Annotated in this window: 15 protein-coding genes and 1 pseudogene; 3 read left to right on the forward strand and 13 right to left on the reverse strand. The window is 59.8% G+C overall.

What is annotated here, in order from left to right; translation table 11 throughout:
• Nucleotides 1-554: 554 nt before the first annotated feature.
• Together EH240_RS14440 and EH240_RS14445 are read right to left on the reverse strand one after the other, a co-directional pair.
• Nucleotides 555-1,310: a hypothetical protein gene (locus EH240_RS14440; RefSeq protein WP_124999256.1), complete on the reverse strand. Its 756-nt coding sequence runs from the start codon at nt 1,308-1,310 to the stop codon at nt 555-557.
• The gene (locus tag EH240_RS14445) at nt 1,304-2,269 is read right to left on the reverse strand and encodes a hypothetical protein (protein WP_124999258.1); all 966 of its coding nucleotides are present in this window, start codon (nt 2,267-2,269) and stop codon (nt 1,304-1,306) included. The genes EH240_RS14440 and EH240_RS14445 overlap by 7 nt, the downstream gene beginning before the upstream one ends.
• 251 nt (nt 2,270-2,520) lie before the next feature.
• Between EH240_RS14445 and EH240_RS14450 the strand changes: the two are divergent.
• Nucleotides 2,521-2,805: pseudogene (locus EH240_RS14450) on the forward strand (transposase); the annotation flags it as partial.
• Between the two features lie 79 nt (nt 2,806-2,884).
• On the opposite strand, the gene queE reads toward EH240_RS14450, so the two are convergent.
• From queE to queC, 3 genes are read right to left on the reverse strand one after another with little or no spacing between them, the layout of a single operon-like run.
• Entirely contained in the window at nt 2,885-3,619 is a 735-nt protein-coding gene (queE, locus tag EH240_RS14455; RefSeq protein WP_124999260.1) for a 7-carboxy-7-deazaguanine synthase QueE, read from the reverse strand.
• Nucleotides 3,616-3,972 (reverse strand): 6-carboxytetrahydropterin synthase QueD, encoded by a 357-nt coding sequence (queD, locus tag EH240_RS14460; protein WP_124999262.1) that lies wholly within the window; start codon nt 3,970-3,972, stop codon nt 3,616-3,618. Before queD ends, queE begins: the two co-directional genes overlap by 4 nt.
• Complete coding sequence (gene queC, locus EH240_RS14465) at nt 3,972-4,670, reverse strand: 7-cyano-7-deazaguanine synthase QueC (protein ID WP_124999264.1); 699 nt, start codon at nt 4,668-4,670, stop codon at nt 3,972-3,974. Before queC ends, queD begins: the two co-directional genes overlap by 1 nt.
• Nucleotides 4,671-4,960: 290 nt before the next feature.
• On the opposite strand from queC, the gene EH240_RS38935 reads away from it, so the two are divergent.
• Both EH240_RS38935 and EH240_RS38940 read left to right on the forward strand, forming a co-directional pair.
• Nucleotides 4,961-5,305, forward strand: a complete 345-nt coding sequence (locus tag EH240_RS38935; RefSeq protein ID WP_245436041.1) for a hypothetical protein — start codon at nt 4,961-4,963, stop codon at nt 5,303-5,305.
• Between the two features lie 3 nt (nt 5,306-5,308).
• Nucleotides 5,309-5,581, forward strand: coding sequence for a Fic family protein (locus EH240_RS38940; protein ID WP_245436048.1), 273 nt, complete (start codon nt 5,309-5,311; stop codon nt 5,579-5,581).
• Between the two features lie 150 nt (nt 5,582-5,731).
• Here EH240_RS38940 and EH240_RS14475 read toward each other — a convergent pair whose 3' ends face one another.
• The 8 genes from EH240_RS14475 to EH240_RS39860 all read right to left on the reverse strand — a co-directional run bounded on the left by EH240_RS14475 (nt 5,732) and on the right by EH240_RS39860 (nt 12,785).
• On the reverse strand, nt 5,732-6,031 hold the full coding sequence (locus EH240_RS14475; protein ID WP_124999266.1) for a helix-turn-helix domain-containing protein: 300 nt from the start codon (nt 6,029-6,031) through the stop codon (nt 5,732-5,734).
• Nucleotides 6,032-6,487: 456 nt separating this feature from the next.
• Nucleotides 6,488-8,311, reverse strand: coding sequence for a glutamine--fructose-6-phosphate transaminase (isomerizing) (gene glmS, locus EH240_RS14480; protein WP_124999268.1), 1,824 nt, complete (start codon nt 8,309-8,311; stop codon nt 6,488-6,490).
• Nucleotides 8,312-8,911: 600 nt separating this feature from the next.
• The gene (locus EH240_RS40070; protein WP_425374798.1) at nt 8,912-9,442 is read right to left on the reverse strand and encodes a hypothetical protein; all 531 of its coding nucleotides are present in this window, start codon (nt 9,440-9,442) and stop codon (nt 8,912-8,914) included.
• A gap of 520 nt (nt 9,443-9,962) precedes the next feature.
• Complete coding sequence (locus EH240_RS14495; protein WP_124999270.1) at nt 9,963-10,937, reverse strand: hypothetical protein; 975 nt, start codon at nt 10,935-10,937, stop codon at nt 9,963-9,965.
• Between the two features lie 188 nt (nt 10,938-11,125).
• Nucleotides 11,126-11,314, reverse strand: coding sequence for a DUF2285 domain-containing protein (locus tag EH240_RS40075; RefSeq protein WP_425374799.1), 189 nt, complete (start codon nt 11,312-11,314; stop codon nt 11,126-11,128).
• Nucleotides 11,315-11,742: 428 nt separating this feature from the next.
• Nucleotides 11,743-11,940 (reverse strand): transcriptional regulator domain-containing protein, encoded by a 198-nt coding sequence (locus EH240_RS40080; protein WP_425374800.1) that lies wholly within the window; start codon nt 11,938-11,940, stop codon nt 11,743-11,745.
• A gap of 19 nt (nt 11,941-11,959) precedes the next feature.
• Nucleotides 11,960-12,592, reverse strand: a complete 633-nt coding sequence (locus tag EH240_RS14505) for an acyl-homoserine-lactone synthase (RefSeq protein ID WP_124999272.1) — start codon at nt 12,590-12,592, stop codon at nt 11,960-11,962.
• A gap of 94 nt (nt 12,593-12,686) precedes the next feature.
• Nucleotides 12,687-12,785: a hypothetical protein gene (locus tag EH240_RS39860; RefSeq protein ID WP_342634084.1), complete on the reverse strand. Its 99-nt coding sequence runs from the start codon at nt 12,783-12,785 to the stop codon at nt 12,687-12,689.
• Between the last annotated feature and the right edge of the window lie 26 nt (nt 12,786-12,811).

Genomic DNA, 12,811 nt, shown 5'->3' on the forward strand with positions numbered 1-12,811 from the left:
GCCGGTGGCAGGGTTGGCTTAGACAACCGAATCCTACGCCTAAATCAATCGTTTAAGCTGCATCCGCCAACCTCTCAGACCGGTCGTCGTGCATAAGACGGGTTAGAGAGTGGAACGATCGGCGGGGCAGTGAAGCCAATCTGACAAACTGCCAAGAGATGGCGGACACAATGCTGTCCGGTTATCTGGATTCGGTCAGCGCGCGAAGAGAACCGGCAGCGGCTGACCTTTGTCGTTAATCCCGACAGGGAAGAGCCGCAGATCGAAGTCAGGGATGCGGCTCCAACGCAGTCTGCGCGTGGCCGACGATCGGACCTCGTCAAAGCCCCATCGCGACATTCCAGTTCAGCGAGCCTCAGGTCGGCGGCCGGGTCCTCCGACCTTGGCGCGGATCGTCCATGACGGCGTCGGCACATTATCGCCGGCATCTGCAAACCCCGGCATGATGTCGCCTGCCAGGAGTCTTTCGAGAGCAACCCCGCGTCCTCGAGCGCTCCTGAGGCTGTCCGCGGGCAGTTTCGGCCAAAACACCCGGTCCGCGACTTCCTGTTCGGCTAGATACCGTAAGCCAAGCGCAGTCTGGCCAAGACCTCTTGGATCGGCGCCTTCAAGCCGAGGGACTTCGTGTCGACGTCCTCGCGTTCTTCGATCGTCTTGAGAAACCTTCGCATGTCGTTCCTGATGGTCTCCCCGAAATCGATGGCGACATCGGCTACCAGTAACTGCGACAAGCGAACGATGTCGTTGCGGTGTTTTTTGATAGTCTTGGAATCGATCTTTTCCCCGGCCGCCGCGCGGGTCGACAGGTCGAGGAAGGCGCGGGCCTTAAACGGGATAAGGAGGCTCTCGTCGATGATCGATACGCCCGACACAACGCGCCGCGCTGCGGCGATGGCGGCGTAGTAGTCGTCGTCGAGCAGAATGGCGGACAAACTTGCGGCATCATCTTCCGCGACGATCCTTGTGACCACTGCCGACTCCGGAAGCGTGATCACTTCTTGCCGCCGGGTGAACAGCTCCAGCATGTAGGGATAAGTGTCGTCTTTTGGCTTATGGAAGCGGTAGAACTGCCGCTTCCCGTCCCCATGCTCCCGTGCTTCGTAACCTCCGGCATCGAGAAAGGACCCGAACCGCTCCGCGAAGGCCAATTCGACGACCTCCACGCAGACGACCATGTCGATGTCCTTCGTGCCCCGAAACTGGAGGCCAACATCATCGAACAGCAAGTCGCAGGCAGCGCCGCCGATGACGGCGTACTGCTCCTCGAAACCCGCGAAGTGTTCTGCGAAGCGCTCGATGCCTTTCACCATTTGAAGTTCTCCAAGAGAGAGTCGGCTGCCAGCGCCACCCGTTCGTCGGGATTGCCGTGGAATTGGATGTAGAGGGAAAGCGGGTCGACGAAGCGGTTGCTCGCCAGGGGAACGGGATCGTAGGACCAGCTCTCGACCGCGAAGCCGCTTTCACCAGCCGTGTCGGCTTCCGGAAGCGCCAAGCTGCCCCAAGACCTCGAGGCGACCGCGAACATGGGCACAGCCGGCGCGCCGAGATCCGTCAGCATCGATAGGGCGCTCTCTCCAGCCATGGGAAGATCGGGATACCCGAGGGATGGCGGGAAAGCTCTGGTCGTACGCGCGGGGTTCTGGAACAGAGGCAGGCATCGCTCGAAGAGTTTTCGCCTATCCGAGCTGAAGGCGATCTCCCGCTCGCGACCGCGCTTGCCCGTCTCTCCAAATTCTAGCTTCTGAATCTCGTCGAAAGCCCTGATGATGGACATGGACGCGACGCCGAGGCGCGCCGAGAGCGACAACGTGGTTCCGCTCCATCCTTCCCTATTCAACAACCAAAGGAGGATGATCGCCTGGGCAGTCGGCGTCAAATGCGACTCTACACGCATCGCTTCGGTAAGGAAGCGTTCGCTCAGGTCGGCGGCGAGAGCCGGGACAAAAAGCTGGTTGCCCGGCACCATGAACGCAACGCCGGCGGCCACGAGACTCGAGCGTTGTCGCCCATCGAGTGCCGGAAACACCGTGATCGCGATCCTCCCCAGGCTTTTCTGGACGAGTGCGACATGCTTGGCTACGCTTGAGGAGGTGCCTGGTGGGTGGGATGAGACCATCAAGACGCATGATCGGCCCAGGATCCTCGCCATGTAGAGGTCGTAGAGATCCTCGACGAAGAGGGGGATTTGTCCGCGGGAGGCGAGCCGCTCAATGCGGACATCGGCGCGCAATACCGACCTGAGGTACTCCGAGATTCTGTCGACGGCCATGGGTGGACGAGCTGTAGATAACATCATTACTGTAAAATAACATTAGCATTGTTATTTTTCAACTTTATTGTGATTCTGAATCTGTGGGCCACTCTGCCGCAAGATGCCGAGTAGCGGTCCGGCGAGCGAATGAAGCTTGATTGTCCACTCCGCCCAGAGTGTCAGCCACGAACGCCCATCCGATTAAGTCCACCGCGAAAGCCTTAACTACAGCGATCGCTGGCTGCTGATGTTGGAACGCCATCGGCCACCGACTGCCGCGACGCGACCGGCTTGCGGCTGCGATCCACAATCCACGTGATCGAGCGCGCGTGACGCACGCCATGGCCGACATCCTGCGCGCCCGCATCTTCGCCATCGCCTGCGGTTATGAGGATGCCAACGATCTCAACCGGCTGCGCACCGATCCAGCCTTCAAGCTCGCCTGCGGACGGTTGCCCGATAGCGGGCTCGACCTGTGCTCGCAGCCGACGTGTTCGCGGCTGGAGAACCTGCCCGACATCAGGACCGTCATCCGGCTCGGCCGCGTGCTGGTCGTGCGGGATCGAGCAAGCAAACACCTTGTCGGTTTCCAAATTGGCTGTCACCCGCGGTGCGTTTTGATGGCTCGCGAGCCTAGACGCCTCTCTTGTTCCCCCAGAGCATAACGTGCAACTGCGGCAGCACGCGGGCTTCGAACCACCTGTCGCGTGTCACCTTTTCCACAAGCCACTCCATGCGTTTGTTTATTCCGTCCAGGTCGACAGGTGCGTCTTCATTGCCAGGGCGCGGTGGCGTGTGATTGCCAGGTTGCAGATAGACCAGAAGGCGCGGAAATCGCGCGGCCGCGCCTTTGGCGAAGGCGTAGTCACCCTCGTCGAAAACAACCAGCTTGAGCACGATTTGCGGCTTCTCCTGCGCCGATTCGATGCATGTCTCGAACGCAGCCCAATCGGTCCTCATTTCGCTTGACGGCGGCTTTGGGCTGAGGACCAGCACGTCGAGATCCGCAAACCAGTCCCTGGCCACCGAACCTTGGGTTTCCAGCGCAAAACGGTAGCCGTCATCATGGCCTCGCTCGATGAGCGCGCCGAACGGCTGAATGGCCGGATTGCCGCCCGACAGTGACACCATCACTGGCCGGCCACCGGAAAGCGCAACAACGCTTTGCCACACCGCATCGATTGGCATCGTCTCCCATTCATGACGAAATCGATTGTCCACCGCATGGAGGCTGTCGCACCAGGAACAGCGATAGTCGCACCCGCCGGTTCTGATAAAGACCGTCGGCAAGCCCATGAGCACGCCCTCGCCCTGGATCGTCGGCCCGAATATCTCGCTCACACGGATTGCCGGATGCGTATCCGTCATGGCCGGTATTCCGCCCAGGTTTTCGGGGTTTCGCTCACCCGCACGGCCGCGGTCTCGGGCAGGCGTGCTTTGCACCATTGATAGAAATGTCTGGCCAGGTATTCCGCCGTGACCTGCTTATGGCCGAGCACGTCGTTGAGGTGTCGATGGTCGAAGCCCTCGTCGATGTACCGTTTGAGCGGCGCCAGCTCGTGATAGTCGCGCACGAAGCCGTGCTCATTCAGTTCCTTTGCCGAAAGCTCCACCTCGACGATGTAGTTGTGCCCGTGCAGGCGCGCACACTGATGGTCGGGCGGCAAAGAGGTGAGCTGATGCGAGGCTGAGAAATGGAATTCCTTGGTGATCCGGAACATTACGCGCTCCTCCTCCGCAGCGCCTCGAGCCAGAAGCCGGCGTCCTCGTAGTCAGTGGGATCGGCGTGGCCCGAGAGAAGAAAGGCTTCGCGCCGCTCGACGCAGGTCCCGCACCGTCCACAATGACGCTCGCCGCCCTTGTAGCACGACCAGGTCTGCGCAAATGGCGTGCCGTATGTTGCTCCATCCACGACAATGTCCGCCTTCGTGAGATTCACATAGGGCGCATAAAGGCCAATCTTCGCGTAGCCGTCGAGCGCGCGGTCTTGCATCATCTGGAAAGCGTCGATGAAGGCCGGACGGCAGTCGGGATAAATGAAATGATCCCCGCCATGGACGGCCGTCGCCACCGCTTCGACCTTATGCGCGGCGGCGAAACCGAAGGCGGTGGCCAACATGATGGCGTTCCGGTTCGGCACCACCGTGATCTTCATCGTGTCTTCGGCGTAGTGCCCGTCCGGCACCTCCACACTATCGGTCAGCGCGGAGCCCGAAAGCCCGCGACCGATTTCGCGGATGTCGATGATGCTATGCGGGACGTTCAGACGCTCAGCACACAGGGCGGCGAAGCCCAATTCCTTACTGTGCCGTTGGCCGTAATCGAATGATAGGAGGCCGGCGAGCTCGTGCTCCGCTGCGACTTTATGAGCAAGGGAAACGGAGTCCAATCCGCCGGAGCAGATGACGAGAGTCTTCATCGTTGGTATCCTTGTTTTGACCGGGTAAGGCTGCGACCGGAGATTTCTCTGAGCTCCCCCTACCTCAGCGAGTCACCTTTGTGAACCCGGTGGAAGTGATACGCTGACGTGCTGTGGCGCAGCAGGTTGCCGAGAGCGGGGCTGAGCCTCTTCAATGAATGTTCAGAACCAAGCAAATGCTCTGAAGAGACGGACCTGTGGAAACCAGTTCTCGCCGGTTTGATCAAGCGCCAGGTGGTCCCGAGCTTCGTGGGACGTCACGGCGAGGCTTAAGAGGAGGGGCTTTCGGCTTGGGTCTTGACGCAACCGAAACGGGCCACGGCATCGGCGACAGCAGCTATTGTGAGCCGCCACATTGCCCCGTCGAGCTCGGTGGGCTTAAGTACAAGCACATCACCAGGCAGGGCGAGCTAGACGAGCTTGAGCAGGCCAACATCGTTTCCGGGCTGCGCTGGCTCGCCCGCACGCATCGCAAGAACATTCTCTCGGACGATTTTGCAATCGAGCTTCACCGGCGGGCTCTTTGCGACGTGTGGAACTGGGCAGGAGCGTTTCGAAAGACCGGGAAGAACATCGGCGTTGATCCAATCCAAATTGGGATTCAGCTGCGCGGCACAATGGACGACGCCTGCTAGTGGGTGGAGCACGAGACGTATCCGCCCAAGAAGGCTGCTGTCCGGCTTCATCATCGTCTTGTCTTCATTTATCCGTTTCTCAACGGAAACGGGCGTCACGCACGCATTCTGGCCGATACTGTGCTGGATAAAGTCTATGGAACGGAGCCCATCGATTGGACGGCGGGCTCCGATCTCCAAAAGCTGGGTGAACGGCGCACAGCCTATATCGCTGCTCTGAAGTCAGCCGACAATCACGGCATCGCGCCGCTTCTGGCTTTCGTGGGGCACACTTAAGACCCCCACGAAACCTGTCCACGAAGCTAGAAGATGCCGCTCAGTAGTGCGGACAATGAACCAGTGGAGGATTTCTGATGCTAAAACCGGCGCGTTGCCTCCCAGAGGTCGTGTCGCGCCGCTCGCAGTAGCTTCGGCCATTCGTCGCTATCAGTCACCTACAGTTGCAATCGTGCCTGCTGCGCGTTGCACGGAACAGGCAGCGTCCAATATATCCGACTCCGCCTCAAGAATCCCCGCAGGTAGGGACAGCGATCTCGCGATCCGAGCCCGATAGCCCTTGTTGTACCTCAGCCCCGACTCGATGTTCTGGATTTCCTCGGCGGCCAGCCCGGACGCCACCGCCAGATCCTCGATCGAATAACCAAGGTGCTCACGATAAGCGCGGATGATGTGGCTTCCCTGCGACATTGCCGTCAAGACTGGCTCGGGAATAGGCGAATCCTTCATACGCATCTCCAAGAAGAGCAAGGGCGTCTGACAATCGTGAGATTTCCTCCCGACCTGGCGCTCCACCAAAATCAAATAATTAGCAATGGGCCGCCTGAAACTGGCAACCGGCCGGTATATGACGGTTCAGCCGGTTCTGGCCTGATCGACTGTACCGCATTTGTCCTGCGATCGCACGCGACTCATCCTCGCCGATGGCTTTCTGGAACAGCAACTCGAACTCCCCTGCCGCCGCGCGCGGCTATCTCGCGGCACCATCCACCGAGTCTAGCGGACGCTGACGTCGCCGATGCGGCGGAAATGCGCTTATGTTTGAATCACGCATCGATCACCTCTGCCGACAATTTTTTTACCGCCATGCTTATTCGCAGACTGAAGGGATGAGGCGGCCGATGGATAAAGCCGACAAGTGTTGGTTCGCATAGACCACCGTCGCCACGGACAAGGAGTTCACAATCATTCGACGGTGACCGATTTTGCGAGATTGCGCGGCTGGTCGACATCTGTACCCATGAAGAGCGCCGTGTGGTAGGCAAGAAGCTGTATCGGCAGCGAGAAGATCATCGGCGCGATAACCTCGTCGACGGCCGGCAGCACGATCGTGTGCGTCGTGTCGAGTTTCGATGCAGCTGCCCCTCTTTCATCGGTGATCAGGATAATCCGACCTCCACGGGCAGCCACTTCCTGCATGTTGGAGACGGTTTTGTCGAAAAAGCGATCATGTGGCGCGATGACGATCACTGGCATGTTCTCGTCTATTAGCGCGATCGGACCGTGCTTCAATTCACCCGCTGCATAGCCTTCGGCGTGGATGTAGGAAATCTCCTTGAGCTTCAGAGCACCTTCCATCGCGAGGGGGAAACTGGTGCCACGGCCGAGATACAGGACATCAGGGCACTTTGACAGTTCGCGCGACAGGAGTTCGATCTCCGGCTGGATGGTGTTCAGTACCTGGCGCATGGCGCGCGGCGTTTCGGCGAGGCTCTTCACGAGGGCCTGCACCTCGTCCTCGGTTACGGTTCCGCGGGCCTTGGCAGCACCGATGGCGAGGGCGGCAAGAACGGCAAGCTGGCAGGTGAAAGCCTTGGTGGAGGCCACGCCAATCTCCGGGCCGGCAAGGATCGGAAAGACCGCATCGGCCTCCCGAGCGATAGTCGATTCGGCGGCATTGACGACGGCGCCGATTTTCAGCCCAAGCTCCTTGCAGTATTTCAGCGAGGCCAGCGCATCGGCGGTTTCGCCAGACTGCGAAATGAAAAGAGCCGCCGACTGCGGCGACAACGGGATCTCGCGGTAGCGGAATTCGGACGCAACGTCGATTTCGACTGGCAGGCGCGCATAGCGCTCGAACCAGTATTTTCCGATCAGTCCGGCGAGATAGGCGGTTCCGCAGGCAGAGATCGCGAGGCTCGGGATCCTGGCGAAATCGATGCTAGAACCCATATCAGCGCGATTTTCCATGATATTGATATAATGGCCGAGCACATGGGCGATTACCTCGGGCTGCTCGTAAATTTCCTTCTCCATGAAGTGGCGATGATTGCCCTTGTTGGCCAGATCGGCCGCGGCGATGGAGGTCTGGCGCGGACGCTCGACGGGATGGCCGTCGAAATCGAATATATGGGCGCCCGTCTTGCCGATAACTGCCCAGTCGCCATCGATGAGATAGGTGATTTCATTCGTAAAGGGAGCAAGCGCGATCGCGTCCGAGCCGAGGAACATCTCGCCGTCGCCGTGACCGATCGCCAGCGGTGGTCCGTTGCGCGCCGCCATGATGGTCGACGGATCATCCTCGAAGAGGATGGCAAGCGCGTAGGTGCCCCTGACGCGTTTCAGCATGGCATGCATCGCCTCTCGCCGCCTCATGCCCTCCCGGCGGTATCTTGCCAAGAGATGCGCGACGACCTCGGTGTCAGTCTCGGTCTGGAACTCGGCTCCTGCCGCCGTCAATTCTTCCTTCAGCTCGCCGAAATTCTCGACGATGCCGTTATGGACGACGGCCACACCCTCGGTAAAGTGCGGGTGCGCATTGCGTTCCGTCGATGCCCCATGGGTTGCCCAACGCGTGTGGCCGATTCCGATGGTGCCGCCTAGCGGCTCTTGCTTCAGTCTCGTCTCGAGATTGACGAGCTTGCCCTGGGCGCGCCGGCGGTGCAAGGCGCCTTCGGTGATCGTCGCAACGCCGGCCGAATCATAGCCGCGATATTCCAGACGCTTCAACGCGTCGACCAAGCGCTCCGACACGGTGTATTGCCCAACGATGCCAACAATGCCGCACATGTTCGTCTCCGAATTCTTGCCGGCACGCGGACGGACACCCACCTGGCGGGCTTTCAGGCAGGATCTCATAGTAGGATTCGGAAGTATTGGTAAAATTGATAAGACGGATAGGTAACATCCACCCTATGGATTAGTTAACACTCGTCTGGGGGGCCGGATCAAAATCACTTCGTTGCCTTGTCCGGCTGGGCGGAATCGTTCCGACCCGACTGCCAGGAATCGTCGGTGCGTTTTTCTACCACAGGCAGGTTAGTTGAGCGGTCCGCCTGCTACGACAAGGCATCAGTTCAGAAAACATCAGGAAGCAGAAGCGGAAGCGCGGGCCGCTCTGGCAGTTGTTTTCAGAAATAAGCAGCCCTCGCCCGGCGACATCAGGTCTGGGTTTCCTTGTGGTCACCTCAGCGAGTAACCCTGGGCATCGGCGACCCGGTTCTGCTGGTCGCAACGGATCGCCATCGGCGTTGGCGGTTTGGCGCGATAACCGCAAATGGCGTGATATGTTCGGTGGCAAGCCACGCATGTTTGACGCCGAGCAGGTGATGGAAATCACCGGCCACGCGAGGCGTTTACCACCTTCGGCCTCGCCTTACTACTGCCGGTCTATTGCGATGTGTCGCTGCGGCTAGGATCAAGCGGTGCCGGCTGCCGGCGAAGCCACTGTAGCGCTAAGGGCGCCAAATGGTACGACACTGCCAAGATGCCTGACCTGCGGCGGATGCAACAACCGACTGACAGCGATGAGGGGCGCAGCGCCAAAGCGCAGTGACAAGCCGTTACGCACCGGATAGCGCACCCCTTCGCCGACATCGCGAAGACATCGAGCAGGATGGCCAGCCCGACGCCGCACGCTGTCAGGATGAGGCCGGACATGAAGATGCGGTTGGCGCGTTCGTAGATGGGTCGGCGCAGCGAACTTATGTCGAGCAACATCGACAGCGCCCGCATCTGCAACGCGATGCCGACCAGGATCGGCGCAACTGCGAAGAGATCGTAGAGCCGCCATGGCACGGGGTTTGCCGCCCAATGGGTGACGAAGCCGAGCGAAAAGGCAAGCAGGATGCCCAGGACAGTGATTGTGCCGTTGCGGAAAATCGTCTCGATCAGCTCTTCCTTCGGATCGTGCTCGTCCAAAACGTCCCTCCCCTCCCTGAGCTGTAGCAGGCCTTTGCACGGTCGAGACTAAGGTCTCGGGAATCCCTGTATACCCCCAAATTAGCCAAGGGGCCGAGGGCCGAAGCCCATAAGACAACCGTTTCTGGTTTGCGCTGCTCTTTGCCCTGCCAAGCATTTCTCCGTGTCACGGGCAGAAAGAGGCCGGCCGCAAGCTGTCTTCTGCTACCCTGGACATTGGCCAAATCATCGACAAGGGCACCCTTCTCTCCGTTCACTGAGGTTGCCCCGATCCACTCCAGGATACAACTTTGGTTGGCATGGACCCAACTTTGGGTAGAATAAAACACCCAACGAAAAAGTCTGCAATTGTCATCGCGCTGGATGTTGGCGCAGGTGAGCGCGCGCCGGCTTATTGGCGATTTCTTAGCAGCTGCCGCGCTGTTCGAGCCCGGCACGGTGAACCCCGGCGCCGCTTGCCAATTACGCTCGGCATTCCAGGCTTCCGATCTGGAGAACGACGCGTTTCGGGACTTTTCGATCAGCGGATCACAGGCTCGCCATGGAAACGACGGCGCGAGGGCGGCGAAACGCCGAAGCCTACTTCCATCATCAGCCGCGGCGTGCGCGTCGGCACGGTTCCCATATGGAAGCCGAACGGATCCTCGACGAAACCGAGACCGGCCTCCCCGGTCAGCGTGACCGGGCTCTGCGCGCCATAGACATCAAGGACCTCTTGCGCGGGATGGCCCACGACAAGCGTAAGCTGGTGCTTGAGAGCGCGACGGTTATGGCTGCCTCGGATATAGACATGAGGGCCGGTGCCCTCGTCGACCGGCATCAGGTAGAAGAAGAACTTCAGCATCCGCCAGTCATCGAGGTCGAAGTGGTATTTGCCAAGCGATGCCAGGTTCTTGTCGGCGTCGGAGGCCTGGCCGGTGGGGAAACTCCACCAGACACGTGTGGTGATCAGCTTCGCTTGGCCGCCGAGATAGTGCGCGGCGATATCCATGAGCAGCGGATCGTTTTGGATGGCAAGTGCCGCCTTGCAGTCCAGAATGCGCTCGAAATAGTGCCCGCTGAGCAACGGACGGCCAAACCGGATCTCAGCCTCCGCATGCTCCGTCGGCATGAATTCGAGGCGGCGGTCGAAATTGCCGAAGCAAGGTGTGCACCTGGCGAATGCGGCTACATCTTCAGACACGATTGTTGGCAAGACGAGACCGGGAAAAAGCCCATCCGACCGCAGAGCCTCGACAACATCCTGGCGATTGACGCCAGCGAACATAGTGTCCTGGGCTCTTTGTGACTTTCGGACCGGCTTTGCGCCACGCCAGTGCATTTTGCGTGCCGGCATGGTGCGCGCCAACATGAACATCGGCAGCCACGCCGGATTTTCGCGAAGATCCGAGAGATAGGTCGGGATGCGCACAGCGATGCGATGCAGCATGCTGCCATTTCGCGCGATCGCCTCGAGGCTTGCAGCGCCGGCTTTGTCGGGGTTCATATCGTTCATGAGGGTCCTCCGGGTATGAATGCACTATCAAGGAAGCATTGGTTTTCAGTGCTTCGTGCGTATTTCCCAAACCCGATTCCCGCCGTGGAAGGACTAATCGCGCGAACGGCTTTGTGCAATGCACAATGGCCCTTTATGGCAAACGCCCGATCCATTTTCGAATAGCCGATTACGAGCTGTCACCGCAATTACACTATAGACTGTCTGTAGCCGCCGCCCATCAGGTAGCGACCACGTTGGATGGCGCGACGCACCTGGTCGCGGATATGGTTGCCTGGATGAGACCAACCTTCTTCGACACGCCGTCTCCCGAACAGGGCAATAGCGATCTCCTGATGGGATGCTCCGGCAAGGGAACCATCCAGAGCCTGGAGCACGATAGGCAGACGCTGTCCGCGCGGCTCCGGTGGAAAGCCAGCGGCCGCGAGGCGGCCGCTGGCGTAGATAGCATTCAGGCACTGAAGGGGGAGCGAGTTGGAGCTTCAGGCGCCGCGGCGGCACGATCGCACCGACATACAGTCGCAACGGGCGGAGCACGGAGGCGACAGTCCTGGCACAGCAGGACATGCTGAATGCCAGCCGAAATCTGCAGGATGTCCTTGCGGCATGACAGTGAAGAAAGGTCGAGCGGTTCAACCCTGGGCTCGTGTCCAACCGGCTCCGCGGTCGCTTGCAGCATATGCGCGCAGCCGTGCGGATCCTAAAAGACCCTTGCCGACGTGGCGTCCAACTGCGGCGCGTCCGCGAAAAAGCGGCTCCATTGCGCGAGCGGGGGGCTCGTGTCTTCAGTTCGATGATCTCCATTTCAGCGCGTCTTGGACAAGGTAAGCGGGCGCCGCCATTTTGGCGTGGTCACGCTGGAATGCGGATTGCGCCTAAGGAATTCCCAAGCCAAGGCCGTATAGGGCAATCGATCGGAATAGTCGTAAGCATCCTGACCGTGCCACTCCGGCCAGACAGCGGGACCCTCCCTGGCGCCCATGGGCAGACGAGCATTGGTCATGGCTGAGCATCGGTAGGTGCTATGCCGTCAGGGCGAGAACCGGCTGCCACAATACAGGCCCATTCAGTCGTCCCCTCCAGCGGATGCGCAAAAGGCTCGCGTAAGAAATCTCAAGAAAGCCGGCCACCGCCTCCGTTTTGCCGACGTGCTTCGGCTGTCCCATGCGCGACAACGGCCATGTTGCGAGGCGCAGGATCCGTTCCATGCGCGTATCGGTCACCGTCACGATCCGAGTGAGATTGTTGGCCAAGCCGAATTCGATCATGCCGGCGAAGAGCTCGTAGGTTGCTTGGGCCAGTCCGCCCGCCGCCTTCGGCGCTGATGGAGGAAGATCGAGTGCGAAGCGACTGCTCTCCCAAATGCTGTCATTCGCGGGCGCCACAGTTTCATCCAGCAGCATCGGAAAGGTATCGCGCAACATTGTCGGTCCGGTAGTCGGTAAAAGACGGACGCAACCGCAAATTCGCCAGTCGGATCCCTTGAGAAGCAGATAGGCGGGGTGGAGGCTGTCAAATGCGTCTGTTTCCATTTCACCTTCGGTCTGAACTTCCCAGTCGAGCCTTTCCTTAAAAACCCGATGCCTGAGCCCGTGCATTTCTTTGAGCTCGCTTGCGAACTCGCCGTAGAGATCGGGCGTTATCAGCTGCATCATTCGTCGCCTCCGTGCGGGGATGTGTTCCCGCCATCGAAGGGCAAAACCTTCATTGACGCAGCCTGTAGACCTATACAGCTACCCGACGAAAGAATCAGGATCTCGCCCGACCGGAAGCAGCCAGCCGGACTACGGCCTGGTTGATGGTTCGCACGCCAAGCTTCGCCTTGGCGTTTTCCAGATGGAAGGTCACGGTGCGTTTCGAGACGTCGAGGATCT

Source organism: Mesorhizobium tamadayense, assembly GCF_003863365.1.
Classification (GTDB): Bacteria; Pseudomonadota; Alphaproteobacteria; order Rhizobiales; family Rhizobiaceae; genus Mesorhizobium; species Mesorhizobium tamadayense.